Source organism: Pedobacter sp. L105, from assembly GCF_009765875.1.
Classification (GTDB): domain Bacteria; phylum Bacteroidota; class Bacteroidia; order Sphingobacteriales; family Sphingobacteriaceae; genus Pedobacter.
This window is the reverse complement of sequence record NZ_LMUP01000002.1, coordinates 242,291-262,692: the sequence shown is the minus strand read 5'-3', so window position 1 is coordinate 262,692 and position 20,402 is coordinate 242,291. Positions and strand designations below refer to the sequence as shown.

Sequence of the window (20,402 nt, the reverse complement as noted above, 5' to 3'; positions counted from 1 at the left end):
TAATACTATTTTACAGGAATGCTGAAACTAATATCTTCTGGCGGCTGACATTGTTTATCATCACATGTCATAAATTCTACGCTGCCCTTAACAATAGTCTGTCCGGCTTTAAGCTTGATTTTTTGTTGAAAAACCACACTTTTTTCGAAAAAACTAACGTCCATATTAAATGTATCCTCATGTTTGGTGATTGCTTTAGGCTCCATCGTTGTTCCTACAAGCGTATAATCCTTTGCTGCGGGGAAGGTAAAAGTGGTTTTAATAGGGCCACCATCTTTTAAATTTTGCGAATAGATATGCCAGCCTGCATCAATTGTGGCTTTCATAAAAATAGTAGCTTCCGTAGCGCTGGTCTTTTTTGCGGCGTAACTCCAGGTAACGGGTTTTAAGATCTGGCTGTGTGCAGAGATTGCTGCTACAGCGATGATGAAGGATAAAATAAGTTTTTTCATGTTGAATAGTTATAGTTGAAATGGTTCCTGGTAGATTATTTTAACCTGCCGATTGGATGATAATCGATAAATTCTGTATCAGGGCTGAGATACCCTTCTTTCACTGGTTCTGTTTTCATCAGGTCGGTACTCAGGTATTTTTTATTGCTGTCGGAGAAAATAGTGACTACGCAACTGTCAAATCCAAGCTGCTGCTGCAGTTTGATCGCGCCGATTACGTTAGCTCCGGATGAAATCCCTACCGCTAAACCCAGCTGACCGGCCAATTTCTGAGCCATCAGGATGGCATCACCATCGCATGCCTGGATTACCTCATCAACTTCATTCAGTTTAACGATTTCGGGGATAAATTCATCAGATATACCCTGTATGCGGTGGCTTCCCACTTTGTATCCGGTAGTTAAGGTAGGCGATTCTGCAGGTTCCAGCGGGTGTATCTTTACCGATGGTTTCTGGCTTTTAAGATACCTGCCCACACCCATGATCGTACCGCCGGTCCCAACTCCTGCTACAAAAGCATCAGGGCTGACTTGATTTAATTTTAGCTGTTCCCATATTTCCACACCTGTTGATTCTTCATGCGCCCTTGGGTTATCCTGGTTTTCAAATTGGCGGGGTAAAAAGGTATATGGATCTGTTGAAGCCATGGTCTCTGCCAGTTGGATACTACCTAAGAACCCACCCTGTTCTTTGCTGATCAGGATCACTTCTGCGCCTAAACTTTTGATAATATCTATTCTTTCTTTGCTCAGCCAGTTAGGCATAATAATTTTTACCGGATGGCCCAATGCTTTGCCAATAGCAGCAAATGCTATCCCGGTGTTACCACTTGTTGCTTCAATGATCGTGTCTCCGGGTTTAATCCTGCATTCTTTATAGGCATTGTATAAAGTGAACAATGCGATGCGGTCTTTGATACTTCCTGTCAGGTTATAGTGTTCACATTTTACATAAATCCTTCCGGTGTTACCCTTATAAGTATAGTGTAATTCCAGCATCGGGGTGTTGCCTACCAAATGCCACAAATGCTCAAATTTGTGCTTAAGATTTATGGTTAAACAGGATGATTCTAAGGTTTCACTTAACATTTTACAGCTTTATAACGTGTTTAATATTTCGGTAAAACTCCGTAATGCAATTTATAATAACAATAGTTGTTCGTATATCCGTAAATTTTATGGAATTTAGCTGTTAAATTGTTAGTATTTCTATTAATGCCTCTTAATTTAAATGGTTATTATATCTTTTTTCGATTTGTATTTTCTCTATTATGATATCTGAACTTGACCCCACCGACCTGGAAATTTTACGGCTTTTACAGCAAGACGCTACGCAGACCAATAAGGAGCTGGCCTTTAAGCTGAATAAATCTATTGCTACTGTTCATGAAAGGATTAAAAGATTAAAAGAACAGGGTTACATCAAGCGTGTTGTTGCCATCCTTGACCGTAAGAAGATTGACAAAAGCCTGATTGCCTTTTCTCAGGTGCTGCTAAAAGAACATACAGCAGCTACGCTTTTCGAATTTGAAAAGGAAGTAGGAAAGTTTAGTGAGGTAATGGAATGTTTTCAGATGACAGGCGCCTTCGATTTTATTCTCAGGATCGCTACCAGCGATATGGACACTTATCATCTTTTTTTGAGAAATAAACTCGCTACGCTGGCCAATATTAGTACGGTACAAAGTTTTTTTGTGCTTTCTGAAACGAAAAGCGAAACGGCTTATCCTTTATAACTTATGAATGTCTAGCCAGGGTTTCGGGAAACATTCTTTATATCTTCATGTATAGATATCTTTGTATCAATGTATAGACTTAGTTAATTTGTTGTCAATCAAACGCTTTGCAAATTGTCTGCTTTTTTGAGGTTAGTGAAGGTGATGTGGATGCTATTTAAAGATAATGTTATATTATCATTACATTTTTCCATATTTGTATGTAATGATCATTTACGGCGAACTTTCTGATGTTGAGCTGATTTCCCTGATTAGGGAAGATGATCAAAATGCGTTTGCTGAAATTTATAGCCGGTACAAAGCTGTTCTCTATATTCATGCTTTTAATCTGCTAAGGGACCGTGAAGAATCAAAAGATATTTTACAACAAATATTTGCGGCCCTGTGGAGTAACAGAAAGGATTTTAAACTGGAGTCGCAGTTAGCAGGTTACTTATATACCGCTGTACGCAATACGATATTTAAAGTCATTGCCCACAAACAGGTAGAGTCGAAATATATATCTTCGCTAGCTGAGTTTATCCAACATAACGAAAACGCCACAGACCATCTGGTACGTCAGAACCAGCTTTCGTTACTCATCGAAAAGGAAATTTCCCAACTTCCTGAAAAAATGCGCGAAGTTTTTGAATTGAGCCGTAAATTGAATTATACGCATAAAGAAATAGCTTCAAAATTGGGCATTTCTGAAAAAACGGTCAAAAATCAGGTTAATAATGCACTAAAAATATTAAGATTGAGGTTTGGTGTCTTCATTTATCTGCTTATTCTTTTTAATCTGAAGTAATTTAAGAAAAATAGTATTTTTCTCTGGGCCCACTGGTCATGTTACCGGTCTATAGTTATAACAAAGATGAAACATCATCTTCTAAGCTATGGATAATAAAGAAGCTCAGGACTTATTAAAGAAATTCAGCAATGGTCAATGTACGGAACAGGAAAAGCAATTGCTCGATTCCTGGTTTGTACAGCTAAAATCTTCACAGGGTCTTCATCCTGTGGTGGAGCAGGAATTAAATGAAGATCTGGACCAGGTATGGCAATCCCTCAAAGCATCCCTGCCGGAAAGAGCTCCGCTCAGGACTGTGACCGTATGGCTGCGGTTCGCTGCGGCAGCGGTTATTTTGATCGTTGCAGGGACAAGCCTGTTCCTTTTTGTAAATCATCAGGCCCGGAAAAATCAGTCTGTTTATGTGAATAATGTCTCACCAGGCACTAATAAAGCTTATTTAACCCTGAGTAATGGCAAACGTGTTGTCCTGAACAATACCGCGACGGATACGCTCCATGATCAGACCGGTATGCAAATCTCTCAAACAGCACAGGGGCAATTGGTCTATAGTGGTTCAGCAAATACTGCCAATTCAGGTTCATCCTACAATACAATCGAAACACCAAGAGGCGGGCAGTATGAAGTAGTTTTGCCTGATGGAACAAAAATATGGCTCAACGCTGCTTCCTCTTTAAAATATCCGGCTTCATTTGCAGGCCTGAAGAACCGTACCGTAGAATTAAAAGGCGAAGCCTATTTCGAAGTTACCCATAATGCCAGTCAGCCTTTCATCGTCAAAACCAGTCAGCAGCAGGTAGAAGATCTGGGCACCCATTTTAACATCAGCTCTTATGCTGAGGAAAATGAAACGAAGACCAGTCTATTTCAAGGATCTGTAAAAGTTTCCGGCAATACCCTAAACTGCATTTTAAAACCTGGTCAGCAGTCTGTTTTGGCTGCTGCCACTTTAAAGGTGATTCCAGACGATGCTGAAGCTACTATTGCCTGGAAAAACGGCAACTTTTTATTCAACCATGAGCATATTGAAAGTATCATGAAAAAACTGTCCAGATGGTACAATATAGACGTACAATATGAAGGGGCTATTCCTGACGATTGGTTTGCAGGGTCTGTTGCCAGATCGCAGCAGCTGAATGATGTGTTGAGAAAATTAGAACTAACGGGACAAATACACTTTAAAGTTGAGGGAAGGAGGGTAGTGGTTATGCCTTAACCTTTAAGTTCAAAAAAACCGGAGATGCTACCAACATCCCCGGGAAAAAGATTGAACTCAATCACCAAATGCCAATGTTAATGAACTATTGAAAAATTAAATCCAACCCATTCAAATGTATGAATTTTTACGCTCTGTTTCCGGGTAAGACACCGTCTTACCTTTCTTCAAAAATCCTGCGGATTATGAAATTAACTGTGTTAATGTTGTTTTTAGCTTTGCTGCATGTCAGCGCGAAAGGGGTAGCCCAGAAAATATCTATTTCAGAGAAAAACGTTCCTCTGGAAAAGTTATTTAAGGAAATACATGCCCAGACCGGCTACCAGTTTTTCTACACCGGAAAGCTGTTAAGCAACTCAAAACCTGTAAGTATACATGTAGCCAATGCTGATATCTCAGTGGTGCTCGGCTTATGTTTTAAAGATCAGCCGCTATCTTACGTGATGGATGCGCAATCTGTCATCGTCAAGGAAAAAACGCTGACAGACAGGGTCATTGATCTGTTTAATTTTCCTGTGGAAGTTAGCGGTAAGGTTACCGATTCTTTGGGGAATACCTTACCAGGCGTATCTGTAAAAATTAAGGGTAAACCTATTGTTGCCATTACCAACAGCAGAGGGTGGTTCAGTATTAAAGCTGAAAAGGGAGATATTGCAGAATTTACTTTTATCGGCTTCGCCAAAACACAATACCAAATAACCGGAGCGGAAAGCAATGTATCCATCCTGCTGCACTCAGCTACAAACAGCTTATCAGAAACAGTTATTGTAGGTTATGGCAGCACCAGGAAAAAAGATCTGACCGGTTCTGTATCTACCATTGACGCAGCGCAGGTACAAGATGTTCCTTTTACCACTATTGATAATGCAATGGCAGGTAAAGCTGCGGGGGTGCAGGTTACTAAGAGTGACGGATCTCCCGGAGGCGCAGTTAAGATCAGGATCAGGGGCTCATCTTCTTTACTGGGAGGTAACGATCCGCTCTATATCATCGATGGTGTGCCCGTTCAGATACAGTCCAGCTTTCTCAATCCCGGATACAACACTCCTAACCCTGCAGGCAGTGATATCAGTTCAGGAGCTGGTAGTGGCTCTGCCCTGTCATCTTCTTCTGTTAATGGTTTAAATGCCCTCAACGGTTTAAATCCTGAAGATATAGAATCCATCAGTATTCTTAAAGACGCTTCTTCTACAGCGATCTACGGGTCAAAAGCCGCCAATGGGGTAGTGATCATCACCACCAAAAGAGGTAGTTTTAATATGAGGCCACAGATTACCGCCAACTATTATACTACAGTTTCTTCCCCAATTACTGAAAAAGTATTAAATGCAAGCCAGTATAAATCAATGTTAACGGAGTCTGCCCAAAACAGCTATAATTACCGTGCTGCATTGGGGCTGGCGCAGGACCCAACCGTAAATTCTATCGTTAATAGCCCCGGAACATATTTTGGCACCGCCAATACCAACTGGATAGACCTGGTTACACGGAACACAGTATCAAATAATGCTGATGTTGCTGTACAGGGCGGTAGTGCAGGTTCCAAATATTACTCTTCCATCGGGTACAACAATTCGCCGGGGGTGGTGATCGGTACGGATTACAAAAGGATATCAGGAAAGATCAACCTGGAAAATACAATCAGCAGCCATTTTAGCTTTTTAACCAATATCGACCTGGCCTATACAGAGCAAAATCTTTCTGATGGAACCTATTCACAGGCACTAAGGGCAAGACCAGATTATTCTCCTTATGATGCAACAGGCAACTTTACTAATTTTAGTGCTGTCGGGGCTTCCTACCAGGGTTTTCAAAATCCGCTGGCTTTAAGTACAGCGATAAATAATTCAAGAACATTCAACTTGCTGGGCTCAACGGCTGCCATACTGCATATCAGTAAAGCGCTGGAATTTAAGAGTATGGTGTCCTTAAATATGCAGAGTTATAACCAGCGAAACTATAACCCAAGTTATGTTAGTGTAAGCAGTTACACTGGAAATTCAGATGCCAGTGGTGGTATAGGCAGTAATTCCAACAGTCAGCTGGCCAACTGGTTTGTGGAGAATACCTTAACCTATCACAAAAAGCTGGATGAGAAAAATGAGCTTAACCTGCTGGCAGGAACTTCTTATGAAACCAGGAAATATAGTTATTTTACCGCTACAGGAACAGGTTATCCGAACGATCAGACGCTGACGTCCTTATCTTCGGCAACTACTCCGCTGCAAGTGAGCGGTGATAATCCTACCTCTCCTCAAAGTTATCTGCTTTCCTTTTACCTGCGGGCAAACTATACATACATGGATAAGTACCTGCTTACTTTTACAGGACGTACTGATGGTTCTTCCAAATTCGGACCGGATAATAAATTCGGGTATTTTCCTTCAGGAGCCATTGGATACAGGTTGTCGCAGGAGAATTTCCTGAAGAAAGTAACCTGGCTGGATGATTTAAAATTCAGGGCCAGCTACGGGGTAACCGGTACGCAGAACATCGGCGACCAGATGTACCGTACCTTATATTCTCCGGCTTCCTATGCCGGGGCGAGTGCCTTACTGCCAACACAAGTAGGAAACAATGCTTTGAAATGGGAAACTACCAAACAGGTTGATGCCGGTTTAGATTTTACTTTATTTGGCAACAGGCTATCGGGTACGCTTGACTATTACCATAAAAAAACCAATGGTGTATTATTAAACCTGCCGGTAGCACCAAGCAGTTCTTATGCTTCGGAATTGAACAATGTAGCCAATATTACGAATAAGGGATTTGAAGTTGCTTTAAACGGAGACCTGATCAAAGCAAAAGATTTTAAATGGAACATGTCCTTTAACATTAGCTGGAACAGATCGATGGTTAACCAGTTGCTGGGTGCCAATGTTGGGCAACTGGGAAGTTTGACCGGATTAGAAACGGGAAATAATACAGCAATTATTGAAGGCCAGCCGCTGGGTTTGCTTGTTGGGCGTAAGATCACTGGTATCATCCAGAATCAACAGCAATTAGATGCCTATAAAGCAGCCATGGGCCCAATTTATTCCAGTTTAATCTATAAGTATTTAGCCATTGGAGATCCGATGTATGTGCTTGCTGCACCTAATGCTTATGGCAGGCCTATTTCAAACACAGAAATTATTGGCAATGGGGAAGCTAAGTTTTATGGTGGTTTTACAGAAGGTTTCAGTTACAGGAATTTTGACCTGACCGCGTATTTTACCTACTCCTACGGCGGTAAACTGATGTGGGCAGATGATGTTTCCAGTTTAGAGTTCAACGGTACTTCCAATGCAAATGTGACCATGCTTGACCACTGGACGCCTACCAACACAGGATCGTCAAGACCACGATTAATTGATGAACCGCTGGCTAATACAGGAAGTACCAACCTGAGTGTGTATAATTCTTCTTATATCAAACTAAGGACGCTAACACTGAACTACAGGTTTAACAAAAACATGCCGTGGATCAAAAAATCAGGAATGCAAAACCTGTCAGTTTTCGCCTCAGCGACTAACCTGTTTACCATTACAAAATATCCGGGTACAAATCCAGAAACTACCAATGATAGCTATAGTGTTGCGGGCGGTTATTTTGATGTCAGTAATTATCCTCCGGTACGTACCATGTCGCTGGGTGTAAGAGTTGGTTTCTAATCCTTAAAATATCTAATATGAAACAAAACATAACTAAAATACTTTTTTTTCTTTTCCTAAGCTGCAGTATGAGCGCCTGTAAAAAGGAACTGAATGTGCTGCCTACTACCTCCCAGGTAGACGGGAACGTGATCACCGATGCAACCAGTGCCTCCACAGTTTTAAATGGTGTTTATTATCGCTTTGCTGCATCAGGCGTGGATAATAATAACGTACCCACAATTTTATGGTCGGACCCCAACGAGGGGCTTCCCTCTGTACTGGCCGGTACCATGGTAAGTACCATTACCGGAAACGCTTTTGGTGTGCATAATTATATCTCTACTTCTCCCTTTGTAGACAGGATCTGGACCTACGGTTATGGACTGGTCAATGCGGCCAATGGTTTCCTGAAAAATGTTGCCCCGGTAAATAGTATCGCGGCAGCAAAAAAAACGCAAATGATTGCCGAGGCGAAGTTCCTGAGGGCCTATGGCGATAGTGAGCTTTTGCTTTATTATGGTCAGTACAATGACATCAGCAGTGCAAATGGGATACTCCTGAGAACGGAATTTGTGGATGTAAGCAATATCAATCTTCCAAGGGCTACTGTTAAAGCTAGTTACGACGCAATCATAGCCGATCTGGATGATGCTATTGCCGGCCTCCCTGCGCTGAATACAGATATTTGGTATGCCAATGTATCGGCAGCAAAATTACTTAAAGCGAGGGTGCTGATCAATAGAAACGCAGGTGGCGATATGGCTTCTGTGATCAGCCTTACCAATGATGTGATTACCAGCAGTTCTTTTACTTTGGAAAGTAACGTAAAAGATATCTTCTGGTCGAAAGCCCTTACCAGTAATGAGGTGATTTTGGGGGTAAAGCCGTATACAGCTCCACAGCAGGATTATAAGTACCAGAATTACCTGTATTTTAACCAGTATTACGGATCGGATTCTTTGGTTTCACTGCTAAAAAATGATCCAAGAAATACCTGGCTGTACCAGTACAGAAGTTCAACCTCTTATGGCACTATTGCATCTTTTACCAAATATTACCCCGGCGTATTCCCTGTTACGGTGGCTAATCCAATTACGGAGAACAGTTATGCCTTTAGATTAACTGAAGCTTATTTGCTGGAAGCTGAAGCTTTAGTCACATCAGGAGGGGACCAGGCAAAAGCAAGGACATTGTTAGAAACGGTGATGTCACACGCAGGCCTTACTGATTTCTCCGCTGTTGAAGCGGAACACACCAATGCAGGGTTACAGCTGCTGATTGCGAAAGAATCGATGAAGAATTTCATCGGCGAAGCAGGGCAGGACTGGCTGGCGCTGCGAAGATTGCCCTTTGCTACCGTTAAAGCGATGGTGCCCAGCCTCACCGCACAATCTCTTTTAATCTTACCTGTTCCTGAGGCAGAGATCACCAGCAATAGCAAAATGACACAAAATCCGGGGTACTAAATTATTAAACCAGAACAAGATGGGCCATAAAATCATTACCGGCTCATCTTGATTCTTAAAAGCAAAACAATGAAACAATTCCTAACAGGATTATTAATCCTTATTTCAATACATACGTTCTCACAGGAAAAACATCCATCCAATCAGTTTACCCTTTCCGGAGAGGTAAAAAGCCCGGTTACCAATTCGTCTTTTTATATGCTTTATATCAATGAGGCAGGCGTTAGGAAGTTAGATAGCGCAAAGGTAATAGACGGCCGGTTTACCTTTAAGGGAATGATTGACGGAGCGAGCATAGGTTATTTAAGTAATAACTTTAAAAGGATGGGTTATGACGATCTCCATAATACGCAGATTTTTCTGGAAGCCAGGGATATGCAAATTACTGTTGCCGGGAACGACATCAGAAACGTGACCTTAACAGGCTCACCTGCCAATGATGAATTTCAGGTATTACGTAAAAACAGGGCCAGGTTAGAGAAAAAGTGGGCAAATGTGATGGATACCCTTACTGCAGTCAATAAACGAAGTAATGTTGCGTATCAGGAAATGAAAAACTGGGTACTGATTCCCTATCATCAGGATGCGGAAGAGCTCGATAATAATTTTATGAAGAGTTATCCAAAATCTTATGTCAAAGCCTATTTGGTTTCTTTTGACAGGGGGTCGTCTCTGGATTCTTTGAAAACGATCTACGATAGCTTCCCTGAAATTGTGAAAAATAGTTATTATGGAAAAGCAGTGATGGAGCAGATTGCTAAAAGAAAAGTGGGTGTTCCAGGGGCGATGGCAGCAGAATTTTCAACAGTTGATATCAATGGTAAACCGTTAAAACTATCAGATGAGAAAGGGAAATATGTGCTGGTAGATTTTTGGGCCAGCTGGTGTGTGCCCTGCCGAAAGTCAAATCCACATTTGAAAGAATTGTATGCCCTATACAAAGATAGAGGGTTCGAAATTATAGGGGTGGCTTCTGATGATAAAACTCCCGATGCCTGGAGGGCGGCGGTTAAAAAAGACGGGCTTCCATGGAAACATGTACTGCAGGGTTTAAAGATGGGGGCAAATGGAATACTGGTTAGTGATAAGGCTACAGATATTGGTTATAAATATAATATCAGCGGATTACCTACACAGGTTTTGGTAGATCCTGCTGGTAAAATAATCTGGCGGTCGGGCGTAGAAGGTAATAATGAAGGCGGGCTGGACCAAAAATTAAAATCCGTTATTAAAAATTAAATTTAAATGAAGAAGATTTTACTTTCATTAGGCCTGATTACAGGTTTACTGACCAAAGCGAAAGCACAACAAGCAGAAAAAATAACTTTTGAAGGTACCACTGATCAAATCTATGATGGTTCCAAACTGATTTTATACAATCACGCTACCAAAGACCACGATTCTGTAACGGTAAAAAATGGGACATTTTCCATTTCAGTTGCTTATAAAGGGCCATCCAGGTATATGTTTTATAGCGAATTTGAAGCAAAAAAGAAACATGGTTATGCCCCTTACGGAATTTTGGTAGCCAGGCCGGGCGTAGTGAATATCAAAGCTGATCTGGAAACTATAGCCAATTCTGTTGTCAAAGATGCTCCGGATAATGATTTGTACAATCAGTTTGTAGAACCAGGCAATATAGCGGCGCAGCAGATCAGGGCGAAACTCAATGAAAAATATGGGGCAGATTACATGGAAAAGCTAACCAAACAAGATCCTAAATACGCGGAGATCATTAAATATTATGAAAGTCTTAATGCTGAGCAGGAAAAGGCCGATGGCATTCGTCTGGAAAAATTTGTCCTTCAGCATCCTGATGCTTTTGCTTCTTTATTCCTGCTGGATTCCAGGTTTTCCGGTATGCCGGTAGATAAAGCGGAGTTCCTTTATAACAAGCTGGGTGCTACCTATAAAAACACCAATTATGCAAAAGAAGTTGTTTCCAAAATAGAAGCTACCAGAATCACTGCGATTGGTAAAATAGCCCCTGATTTTCAGTTGCCGGATACCGCAGGCAAAATGGTTAAACTTTCAGACCTGCGGGGACAATATGTACTGCTAGATTTCTGGGCCAGCTGGTGTATGCCCTGCCGGGCAGAAAACCCCAATGTGGTTAAAGCTTATCAGCAATACCATGGTAAAGGTTTTACTGTGCTGGGCGTATCCCTGGATCAGGAAGGAAAAAAAGAGTCGTGGATAAAAGCCATTCATCAGGACCATCTTACCTGGACACAGGTATCTGATTTGAACTTTTGGAACAATGCAGCAGCTAAGTTATATGGAATAACTTCGATACCGCAGAATTACCTGATTGACAAGGAAGGAAAGATCATTGCTGTAAATGTAAAAGGTGAAGCCTTAGAACAAAAGTTAACGGAAATCTTAGGGAAATAACAACTTGTTTTAAGTTAAAAATAGCAGCAATTTATTTGATAAAAAGCAGAAGGGGCGCCTATAGGGTGCCCTTTTTGTTTTCAAATCAAATTATACATTTTGCTTCCCGGCTAAAAATTATGTTTCCCCCTTCATTTTGCCCGCCTCGGTGAGCTTTAGTTTTTATTCATCCGGATACTGTACAGTTTTGTCGTGGAAATCAAAGGTAAACGATACCTGGAAAGAACATTATCCATAAAAAAATGATACATAAATATTATCTCTTTTTTATCCTTTACTTCACCTCTGTTACAGTTTATGGCCAGCAAAGATGGAGCTTAAAAGATTGCATTGCCTACGGGTTAAAGAATAACCGGAGCAATAACATATACGCCAACGACAGAAAGGCTGCCGATGCCCAGAGCAAGGAAGCGCTTGCTGCTTATCTACCATCCTTTAATGTCAATGCCGGCCTGGACAATAACCTTAAATTGCAGGAATCAATTATCCCTGCCGGGATTTTGGGCCCAAATGACCTTAGGATTTCCTTCACTCAAAAATACAATACAACAGGGACGGCAGAAGTAGATCAAACTATATATGATCAGTCGCTGCTAACCGGTTTAAAAGCAAACAAATACAGCAAGCATCAGGCTGATCTGAACATCCAGCAAAATAATGAAACGATCATTTATAATATCTGCACCTCGTATTACCAGATCTATGTGTATCGTGAACAGCTTTCCCTGCTGAACATTAATCTGGCCACCTATAACAGCCAGATGCAGCTCTCTTCTTTGAAAGTAATAAAAGGAGTAGCCATACAGTCAGACCTGGATAAGATTACTGTGAATTACAATAATACCCGTTCCCAGATCAGCGTTGCCGAGAGCAATTTAACCTACTCAGAAAATCAGCTGAAGAATGCAATGGGCTATTCGCTGGACAACGCCCTTGAAATTGAGAGTCCGGCTGCCGGACCGCTCCATGATATGCTGCTAAAAAGTAATAGCAGTGCCTTCCAGGTTACCAATCGTTCGGATTATCAGCTGGCCATGGTAAATGCAGATTTGCTGGGGATAGATCAAAAAAAGATTAGAGCCGAAGGGTTACCAAAGCTTACCGCTTATGCACGTTATGGTGCTGTGGGTTTTGGTAAAGAACTGAGCCCGGCCCTTAACCAGCTCTCGCCCTTTTCTGCCGTGGGCTTTAAGGTATCCATTCCGTTTTTTAATTTTTATAAAAGAAATGCCCAGTATGACCAGGCAAAATTTAAACACCTCGATGCGCTGGAAAACGTGAAACTGGATGCTGATAAATTCCGTCTGGAATATGAAAATGCCAGAACCAAACTCAATAAATCGCAAAGTGATGTAGACAATAACAGCCGGAACATAGAACTGGCCCGGTCGGTCTTTAAAACTACCGATTTTCAATACCAAAAAGGGGTAACAGATTTGACCGATTGGCTCAATGCGCAAAGTTCCTTAAAGGAGGCTGAAAACAATTACCTCACTTCCCTCTATAACTTTTACCTGGCAAAGATCGACCTGGAAAAGTCTAACGGCACACTTCAAAACTTTTATAATTCTTTGTAATCAATCGATATGGTACGTAAATACATCATCCGCATAATCATCGTGGTAATTATCCTGTTAATTGCCTTTAAGCTGTTTAGCAATAAAAAACAACTGGACGAAAAGAATAAACCTGTGGTAGCCACAGCTGTCCGTATTCCAGTGAAAGCAGGCGGCGTTCAGGAACAGCTGTTGGATCTCAGCATCAAAAAAACGGGTACACTGGCCCCTTTTCAGGAAGCAAAAGTTTTGGCTGCCAGCAGTGGTACCATCCAGTATCTAAAATTTAAACTGGGCGACAGGGTAAAACAGGGTCAGGTATTGGCTGTAATGGATAGCCGATTACTTCAGCTGGATCAGCAAAAGGCAGCAACCAACCTCTCTAAGTTGAAAAACGACCTTCAAACCTATACTGAACTATATGCCGGCCATGCGGCAACAGAAGAAAAACTGAACCAAACCAGGCAGGATTACAACGATGCAGTAAATCAGCTGAATCACGCTAAAAAACAACTGGATGATGCAGGTTTGAAGTCGCCCACCAACGGCATTATCTCTGTGAAAGATGTTGAACAGGGGGTATTTGTAAATGCGGGTGCCGAGATCGCTACTATAGTCAATGTATCAGAGATCAAAGTACAGGTTAATCTTACCGAGAACGAAGTTTACCAGGTTAAACAAGGGCAGCATGTAAAGATCACAACAGAAGTGTACCGTGGCAAAGTATTTAACGGTACCATCTCCTTTGTCAGCCCCCAGGCCGATGCCACCCATAGTTATGCGGTTGAAGTGATGATCGATAGTGATCCTCAATATGTACTGCATTCAGGAACTTTTGTTTATGCTGATTTTTCTAAATATACCCGCCAGCAGGTGTTGGTTATTCCGCGGGAAGCCCTGGCAGAAAGTGTGCAGAATGCTTCTGTTTATGTGGTGATAAATAATCGGGCAAGACAAAAAACTGTGGTCACAGGTCGGGAAATGGGTGATTTTATTGAAATATTAAGTGGGCTGAATAAGAATGATGTGGTGGTTTTATCCGGACAAATCAATCTTAAGGACGGTACCCCGGTAAGTATATCCAAATAATTTATAAGCATATGTCTATTACAGAAATTTCCATCAAAAGACCCTTACTGATCATTGTGATCTTTACGGTGCTCATCATATTTGGTATCGAAAGCTATTTTCAGTTAAGCTATAACCTGCTTCCAAAAATTCAGATCAATACCGTTAGTGTGAGTACTATTTATACCGGTGCTTCAGCTTCTGAAGTGGAGAGCTCCGTTACCAAAAAACTGGAGGATGCTTTTTCTTCCATAGAAGGACTGGATAAAATCTCATCCACTTCTCAGGAAGGAATATCATTGATCACGGTTCAGTTAAAAAGTACTGCAGACGTTGATAAGGCAGAGCGGGATATACAGCGTAAAGCCGATCAAACGCAAAATGACCTCCCTGATGACGTGAAGAAACCAGTGGTCAATAAGATTAGCCTGGATGATGCCCCGGTGATCAGTGCAGGTATTACTTCTAAACTGGACTCGCGTGCATTGTACGATCTGATTGATAAACAGCTGAAAGCAGTGCTGCAAAATGTGCAGGGTGTAGGTCAGGTGAACATTATCGGCGGTGATGAAAGACAGATCAGGGTGAATATAGACCAGGGCAAACTGAGGGCTTACGGACTGGCTATTGGCGAGGTCACAAAGACCATCAGTAATGCCAATCAATCTTTCCCGGCAGGAAGCCTGGAAACAAAAGATCAGCAGCTATCTATTCTTTTTGATGCCAAGGTGACTGATATGGACCAGATGAGAAACCTGATTGTTTCACAGGATGCAAAAGGTGGTACCATTTATCTGCGTGATATTGCTGAAGTGGTGGATGGTACGGCAAAAGCTACTGCCATTAATCATATCAACGGGTTGCCTTCTATAGGAATCCAGATCATCAAACAAACGGATGCCAATGCGGTGGATGTAAGTAAGCTGACCAAAGCCAGTTTTGCTGCCATTGAACATCAATATGCAAAACAGGGTGTTCAATTTAGTATATCCAGGGACCAGAGTATTTATACTTTAGCTTCCGCTGATGCGGTAATGGAAGATCTGGGTTTAGCGGTGCTTATTGTAGGGGTAGTGATGCTTGCTTTTTTACATAGCGTCAGGAGTTCAATGTTTATCCTGATTGCCCTGCCATCTTCTATCATTCCTACTTTTATAGCGATGCATCTGATGGGTTTTTCACTCAACCTGATGTCTCTCATGGCAATGTCGCTGGTGGTAGGTATCCTGGTAGATGATTCTATTGTGGTGCTTGAAAATATTTACCGTCACCTGGAGATGGGGTCCGACCGTGTAAAAGCTGCCCTGGAGGGGAGGAGCGAGATCGGTTTTACAGCACTGGCCATTACCCTGGTAGACGTGGTAGTGTTCTTACCATTGGCATTAGCTGGCGGCTTGATTGGCGCCATTTTGAGAGAATTTGCGATGGTTGTGGTTATTTCTACCCTGATGAGTTTGTTTGTTTCCTTCACCGTTACACCTATGCTGGCCAGCCGTTTTGGTAAAATTGAAATGATGAACCCCGACACACTCTGGGGGAAACTGAATCTTGGTTTTGAGAATTTTATTGAGCGGCTTAAAGAAGATTATGCGAAACTTCTGGGGGTTGTGCTGCATAAAAAGCGTTATCTCCTTTCTTTTGTGATCTTATTGATCTTTGGTTCCTTCTTACTGGTTGGAAAAGGATTTATTGGCTCTACTTTTATTCCTGACGGTGATCAGGGAACCGTGATCATTAAACTGGAACTTGCTCCTGCGGCATCTCTTTATCAAACCAATATCACTACTCAAGTCGCAGAAAAAGCACTGCTCTCACAAAAAGCGGTGGTGAATGTTTTTTCCAGTATTGGTTTTGTAACAGGTAGTATTGCCGGTACCACTAATAATGCTAATCTGTCGGAACTTACTGTCAGTCTCGTAGATAAAAAGCAGCGCAAGTTTTCTTCACAGGATTTCGGACTGGCGATGCAAAAGAAACTGAGCGCCATGATACCCGGTGTAAAAGTAACTTTTGGAACAGTATCTGTTTCCGGTGGCAGTAATGTGGCGGCTATACAAATCGCTATCAAAGGGACAGACCTGAAAGGAGTAAGGGCAACGGCAGAAGCTTATCAAAAAATCATTACTACTATCCCGGGTACACAGTTTGTTGAACTCTCTGTAAAAGACCAGAAGCCGGATATAGAGATCAATCTCAACCGCGATAAAATGGCTATACTCGGACTGGATGCCAGCCAGATTGGTGCTGCATTGCAAAACTCCTTCAGTGGAAATGATAAAAGTAAATTCAAGCAGTCGGGTAATGATTATGATATCATGATTGGCCTCGACAGCCACAACCGGAGTGATATTAATAATGTTAAAAACCTGTCTTTTACCAATAACAACGGACAAAGTTTTGTGCTCTCTCAATTTGCTGAGGTAAAGGAAGCCCTTGGGGAAAGTGTGCTGCAAAGGAGTGACAGGGTCAACGCCATTACTGTTAATGTGAGTGTAGTTGGCCGCCCGGTTGGCACCGTTGCAGATGATATCAAAGCTAAACTAACCGGTGTTAAACTGCCGGATGGTATTTCCATAGAATATCTTGGGGATGTAAAGAACCAGGCCGATGCCTTTGGTAGCCTCGGGCTGGCACTGGCTACCGCTATTATGCTGGTATACCTGATCATGGTTGCATTATATGAAAGCCTGATTTATCCTTTTGTGGTATTGTTTTCTATTCCGGTAGCCATTATCGGGGCTTTGCTGGCCCTGGCGCTGAGCATGGAAACGCTGAATATATTTTCTATCATAGGTATTGTGATGCTGCTTGGGCTGGTTTCTAAAAATGCCATCCTAATCGTCGACTTTACCAATCAGCTGAAAAGTGAAGGACGTTCTGCAAAAGATGCGCTTGTAGAAGCGGGTAAAGAGCGTCTGCGACCAATTTTAATGACCACGCTGGCCATGATACTGGGAATGCTGCCCATTGCAACAGCCACTGGTGCTGGTTCGGAGATCAAAAATGGGATGGCCTGGGTAATTATTGGCGGGCTTACCAGTTCCATGATCCTTACGCTTTTCGTTGTGCCATCCATGTACCTGATCATCGATAAACTGATTGTCAGGTTTCAGGAAAAGCCTGAAACTAATCTTGAAAAAGTACCCGCTATTTAATTATTTAACCCTGTTCAGGAATGTCTGTACAGTAATCCGATATCACATGAAAACAATAATTTTAATACTGATTTGCTTAAACATTTGGATGGGCGCCGCTTTGTCGCAAACACTTGCAAAAAAAACTGAAACTAAAGTAAACGTAGATTCCATCAAGCGCGTGTATCTGGATCAGGCAGCAATTGCTTATCCAATATTAAGGCAGGGTGCAATATCTACAGAGTTTATTGATGGGGGAAACACCACCGCCAATCTTTATGGAAACCCTTTGTATAAAGGTAAATTGAGGCTGACACGTGAAAAGGCTAACTTTAATGTTCCCTTTTCACAGTGGGGCCATAATAGCTTAGTTGGATCTTTTAGTTATGTAAACCAGCATTATCAAATCGACCAGGTACAGGATTTTAATCCGCAATTTCCGGTAAAGGACATGAACTTTAACCGTCAGACAGTTGGTTTTGCTGTTACCTTCTCTCACAATGATTCATTATTCCATTCTCCGGTTATTTATAGCAGTACACTGGCAGGTCTTACCGATCAGTTATCCACGGTAGAAAAGGTGAGTTATTTAGGCAGTATCGTCTTTCCGCTAAAGCGGACAGCAACTCATGCTTTTACAATTGGTGTAGCCGTCATACTGGACCGTTCGTCGGTTATTCCGGTACTTCCCGTTTTTAGCTACTGGCAAAAGTTTGGCGATGGCAAAACAGAATTATTTTTTGATCTGCCGAGCAGGGTATCCCTGCGCAGACAGGTGACCCCCAATAGCTGGGTTTCATTTGGTACAGAGCTGAGCAGTAGTTATTCTTTCTTTTCCCTGAACCAGCCTCCGCTGCCGCAGGATGTAAGCTCTACGCAGGTAGAACTAAAAACAGGCCCGTCTTATGAATACCGCGTGACTAAAAAGCTGATATTAGGTGTTTACGGCGGTCTTTTCTCCACTATAGATTCCAGGCTGGCTAAACGTACCGATAGCTGGAATACCTATTTTGTACAGAACAAGAACAGTACTACGCCTTTTGTAAATTTCACCATTTCATTCCTGCCGTTTTTTAGACAAGGCAAGTAATTGCGTAGTTTACTTCCCGAAATGATAAATGAACAAAAATGTGGATCTTAGCTTAGTATATGATAACCATCTTTAATAAAATAGCCGAAGTTTTTCCTATCAGGGCGATGATCAGAATGGCTTTATTTTCGACCATGACGTTGACAACCATTCTCTTCTTTACGAACTGGATGGAACGTGAAAATGCAAAAAGTTCATTCGTTAATGCATGCGACATGTTTTTGATGATCATGATATTGAACTTTATTTCGATATTTATTATCTGGTTTTTATATAGCCGGAACCTGCGTAGCTTTAAACTTACCTTATGTGCATTTTTGCTGATCTCTCTGCTTGGGGCTTTTCCAATGATGTTAAATAACATGCTGGTTGTTTATCTCATCAAGATTAAAATCCTGCTCCATGATTATAAATCTCATTTTCAGGGGAGATCTTTAGTCATTTACTCGATACTTCAAAGTGCACTGATTACCTATTTTATTGTGACCTGGCAAGAGTTTGTACTCTCACAACATGAACGGATGCGGGTAAGCCTTGAAAATGCAGCACTGAAAATCGCTAATTCTGAAGCTGTAAATAGATTGCTTTTACAACAGATCCACCCTCATTTTTTATTTAACGCCTTAACTACCATTAAATCGCTTATTCATAGACAACCGGAGGTAGCCTCTAATTATCTGGTTAAATTATCAAATTTTCTAAGGGCATCTATGTCATCTATGAAGGGCAGCTCGGCCACATTGACTAGCGAACTCAGCTTTTGCTCAGACTACCTGGAACTGCAAAAGGTAAGGTTAGGCGATGCCTTATATTATACCATCGATATCAGTGAAGATATCAGGGACAGCAGTTATTTGCCTGTATTTACTCTACAGCTGCTAACAGAAAACGCGATTAAGCATAATTCCTTTTCAGAAGAAGAACCTATGCACATTGAAATCAGCGAAGCGGACGGTATTATTACGGTGAAAAATGATTACCGGCCTAATTACGACAAGGAACATTCTATGGGCAGCGGATTGTCTAACCTGAGTGAAAGGTATGAAAGTTTAACCGGAGAGAAGATCATCATACTGACGGGTCAATCTTATTTTTATGTCAGTTTAAAACTAACGAACAGTGAAAATTATAATCATAGAAGATGAGCGGAATACCGCTGAAGACCTGAAGGAAACCATTCTGAAGGTTCAGCCGGAAGCGCAGGTAGTAACCATGTTACATTCCGTAAGAGAGGCAATGGCCTATTTTGCAGAAAATGAAGCGCCCGACCTGTTATTTTGCGATATACAACTGGGTGATGGAACCAGCTTTGACATATTGAGTAAAGCCCATCTTAAAACACCGGTCATATTTTGTACAGCCTATGATGAATTTGCGTTGAGTGCATTTGAAACGCATAGTATTGATTACATCATGAAGCCATTCGATAAAACAACGGTGGCCAGGGCAATGTCTAAATACAGGGAGCTGAAAGATATGCTCAGTCCGCTCAGTCATAACCTGATTCTGGAACTACTGGAAAAGAGAAACCACAGGGGAGACCGTATGCTGGTGAGGTATAAGGACAAGATCCTTCCGGTTGCATTTACAGAGATCGCTTTGTTTTACCTGGAGAATGAATTAGTGCAGCTGGTTACCTTTGAAGCGAAGTCTTATTTTGTGCAAAAGAGCCTGGAAGAGCTGGAAAAGCAGATGGGTATCTCTTTTTACCGTATTAATCGTCAGTTTTTGGTGAATAAAACTGCCATAAAAGATCTTTCTACGAGTATCACGCGTACCATAACGGTAAATTTAAACGTCGCAGTTGCACATAAACCAGTAGTGAGTAAACAGAAAGCTGCCGGTTTTCTGGATTGGCTGATATAG

The 20,402-nt window shown here is 41.7% G+C and carries 15 protein-coding genes; 13 read left to right on the top strand and 2 right to left on the bottom strand.

The annotated features are described in order from the left end of the window. Positions 1–5: 5 nt before the first annotated feature. Together GSQ84_RS02300 and GSQ84_RS02295 are read right to left on the bottom strand one after the other, a co-directional pair. Positions 6–452, bottom strand: a complete 447-nt coding sequence (locus tag GSQ84_RS02300; protein WP_158795637.1) for a protein-disulfide reductase DsbD domain-containing protein — start codon at positions 450–452, stop codon at positions 6–8. Between the two features lie 35 nt (positions 453–487). Beyond that, positions 488–1,540, bottom strand: coding sequence for a PLP-dependent cysteine synthase family protein (locus tag GSQ84_RS02295; RefSeq protein ID WP_158795636.1), 1,053 nt, complete (start codon positions 1,538–1,540; stop codon positions 488–490). 182 nt (positions 1,541–1,722) lie between these two features. Between GSQ84_RS02295 and GSQ84_RS02290 the strand changes: the two genes are divergently transcribed. From GSQ84_RS02290 to GSQ84_RS02230, 13 genes are all read left to right on the top strand, one after another. Continuing rightward, a complete protein-coding gene (locus GSQ84_RS02290; protein ID WP_158795635.1) occupies positions 1,723–2,187 on the top strand; it encodes an Lrp/AsnC family transcriptional regulator in 465 nt (154 codons plus the stop codon). A 205-nt stretch (positions 2,188–2,392) separates the two neighbouring features. Further along, a complete protein-coding gene (locus tag GSQ84_RS02285; RefSeq protein WP_158795634.1) occupies positions 2,393–2,974 on the top strand; it encodes an RNA polymerase sigma factor in 582 nt (193 codons plus the stop codon). 88 nt (positions 2,975–3,062) lie between these two features. After that, positions 3,063–4,193: a FecR family protein gene (locus GSQ84_RS02280; protein ID WP_158795633.1), complete on the top strand. Its 1,131-nt coding sequence runs from the start codon at positions 3,063–3,065 to the stop codon at positions 4,191–4,193. Positions 4,194–4,312: 119 nt separating this feature from the next. After that, a complete protein-coding gene (locus tag GSQ84_RS02275; protein WP_216848849.1) occupies positions 4,313–7,846 on the top strand; it encodes a SusC/RagA family TonB-linked outer membrane protein in 3,534 nt (1,177 codons plus the stop codon). A 17-nt stretch (positions 7,847–7,863) separates the two neighbouring features. Further along, a complete protein-coding gene (locus GSQ84_RS02270; RefSeq protein ID WP_158795631.1) occupies positions 7,864–9,294 on the top strand; it encodes a RagB/SusD family nutrient uptake outer membrane protein in 1,431 nt (476 codons plus the stop codon). Positions 9,295–9,363: 69 nt separating this feature from the next. Further along, the gene (locus GSQ84_RS02265) at positions 9,364–10,533 is read left to right on the top strand and encodes a TlpA disulfide reductase family protein (protein ID WP_158795630.1); all 1,170 of its coding nucleotides are present in this window, start codon (positions 9,364–9,366) and stop codon (positions 10,531–10,533) included. A 6-nt stretch (positions 10,534–10,539) separates the two neighbouring features. Further along, a complete protein-coding gene (locus GSQ84_RS02260) occupies positions 10,540–11,688 on the top strand; it encodes a TlpA disulfide reductase family protein (RefSeq protein ID WP_158795629.1) in 1,149 nt (382 codons plus the stop codon). Positions 11,689–11,930: 242 nt separating this feature from the next. Further along, positions 11,931–13,265: a TolC family protein gene (locus tag GSQ84_RS02255; protein ID WP_158795628.1), complete on the top strand. Its 1,335-nt coding sequence runs from the start codon at positions 11,931–11,933 to the stop codon at positions 13,263–13,265. A 9-nt stretch (positions 13,266–13,274) separates the two neighbouring features. Further along, complete coding sequence (locus tag GSQ84_RS02250; RefSeq protein ID WP_158795627.1) at positions 13,275–14,333, top strand: efflux RND transporter periplasmic adaptor subunit; 1,059 nt, start codon at positions 13,275–13,277, stop codon at positions 14,331–14,333. Positions 14,334–14,344: 11 nt separating this feature from the next. Further along, positions 14,345–17,467, top strand: coding sequence for an efflux RND transporter permease subunit (locus GSQ84_RS02245; protein WP_158795626.1), 3,123 nt, complete (start codon positions 14,345–14,347; stop codon positions 17,465–17,467). 46 nt (positions 17,468–17,513) lie between these two features. Further along, entirely contained in the window at positions 17,514–18,536 is a 1,023-nt protein-coding gene (locus tag GSQ84_RS02240; RefSeq protein ID WP_158795625.1) for a DUF6268 family outer membrane beta-barrel protein, read from the top strand. 59 nt (positions 18,537–18,595) lie between these two features. Next, complete coding sequence (locus GSQ84_RS02235; RefSeq protein ID WP_158795624.1) at positions 18,596–19,681, top strand: sensor histidine kinase; 1,086 nt, start codon at positions 18,596–18,598, stop codon at positions 19,679–19,681. After that, positions 19,656–20,402 carry a LytTR family DNA-binding domain-containing protein gene (locus GSQ84_RS02230; RefSeq protein WP_158795623.1) on the top strand — a complete coding sequence of 249 codons (747 nt, stop codon included), beginning with the start codon at positions 19,656–19,658 and terminating at the stop codon, positions 20,400–20,402. The genes GSQ84_RS02235 and GSQ84_RS02230 overlap by 26 nt, the downstream gene beginning before the upstream one ends.

What these genes read in the sequence shown, in the direction of transcription:
- GSQ84_RS02300 (WP_158795637.1), bottom strand. Translation starts at nt 452, where the DNA reads ATGAAAAAACTTATTTTATCCTTCATCATCGCTGTAGCAGCAATCTCT.
- GSQ84_RS02295 (WP_158795636.1), bottom strand. Translation starts at nt 1,540, where the DNA reads ATGTTAAGTGAAACCTTAGAATCATCCTGTTTAACCATAAATCTTAAG.
- GSQ84_RS02290 (WP_158795635.1), top strand. Translation starts at nt 1,723, where the DNA reads ATGATATCTGAACTTGACCCCACCGACCTGGAAATTTTACGGCTTTTA.
- GSQ84_RS02285 (WP_158795634.1), top strand. Translation starts at nt 2,393, where the DNA reads ATGATCATTTACGGCGAACTTTCTGATGTTGAGCTGATTTCCCTGATT.
- GSQ84_RS02280 (WP_158795633.1), top strand. Translation starts at nt 3,063, where the DNA reads ATGGATAATAAAGAAGCTCAGGACTTATTAAAGAAATTCAGCAATGGT.
- GSQ84_RS02275 (WP_216848849.1), top strand. Translation starts at nt 4,313, where the DNA reads ATGAATTTTTACGCTCTGTTTCCGGGTAAGACACCGTCTTACCTTTCT.
- GSQ84_RS02270 (WP_158795631.1), top strand. Translation starts at nt 7,864, where the DNA reads ATGAAACAAAACATAACTAAAATACTTTTTTTTCTTTTCCTAAGCTGC.
- GSQ84_RS02265 (WP_158795630.1), top strand. Translation starts at nt 9,364, where the DNA reads ATGAAACAATTCCTAACAGGATTATTAATCCTTATTTCAATACATACG.
- GSQ84_RS02260 (WP_158795629.1), top strand. Translation starts at nt 10,540, where the DNA reads ATGAAGAAGATTTTACTTTCATTAGGCCTGATTACAGGTTTACTGACC.
- GSQ84_RS02255 (WP_158795628.1), top strand. Translation starts at nt 11,931, where the DNA reads ATGATACATAAATATTATCTCTTTTTTATCCTTTACTTCACCTCTGTT.
- GSQ84_RS02250 (WP_158795627.1), top strand. Translation starts at nt 13,275, where the DNA reads ATGGTACGTAAATACATCATCCGCATAATCATCGTGGTAATTATCCTG.
- GSQ84_RS02245 (WP_158795626.1), top strand. Translation starts at nt 14,345, where the DNA reads ATGTCTATTACAGAAATTTCCATCAAAAGACCCTTACTGATCATTGTG.
- GSQ84_RS02240 (WP_158795625.1), top strand. Translation starts at nt 17,514, where the DNA reads ATGAAAACAATAATTTTAATACTGATTTGCTTAAACATTTGGATGGGC.
- GSQ84_RS02235 (WP_158795624.1), top strand. Translation starts at nt 18,596, where the DNA reads ATGATAACCATCTTTAATAAAATAGCCGAAGTTTTTCCTATCAGGGCG.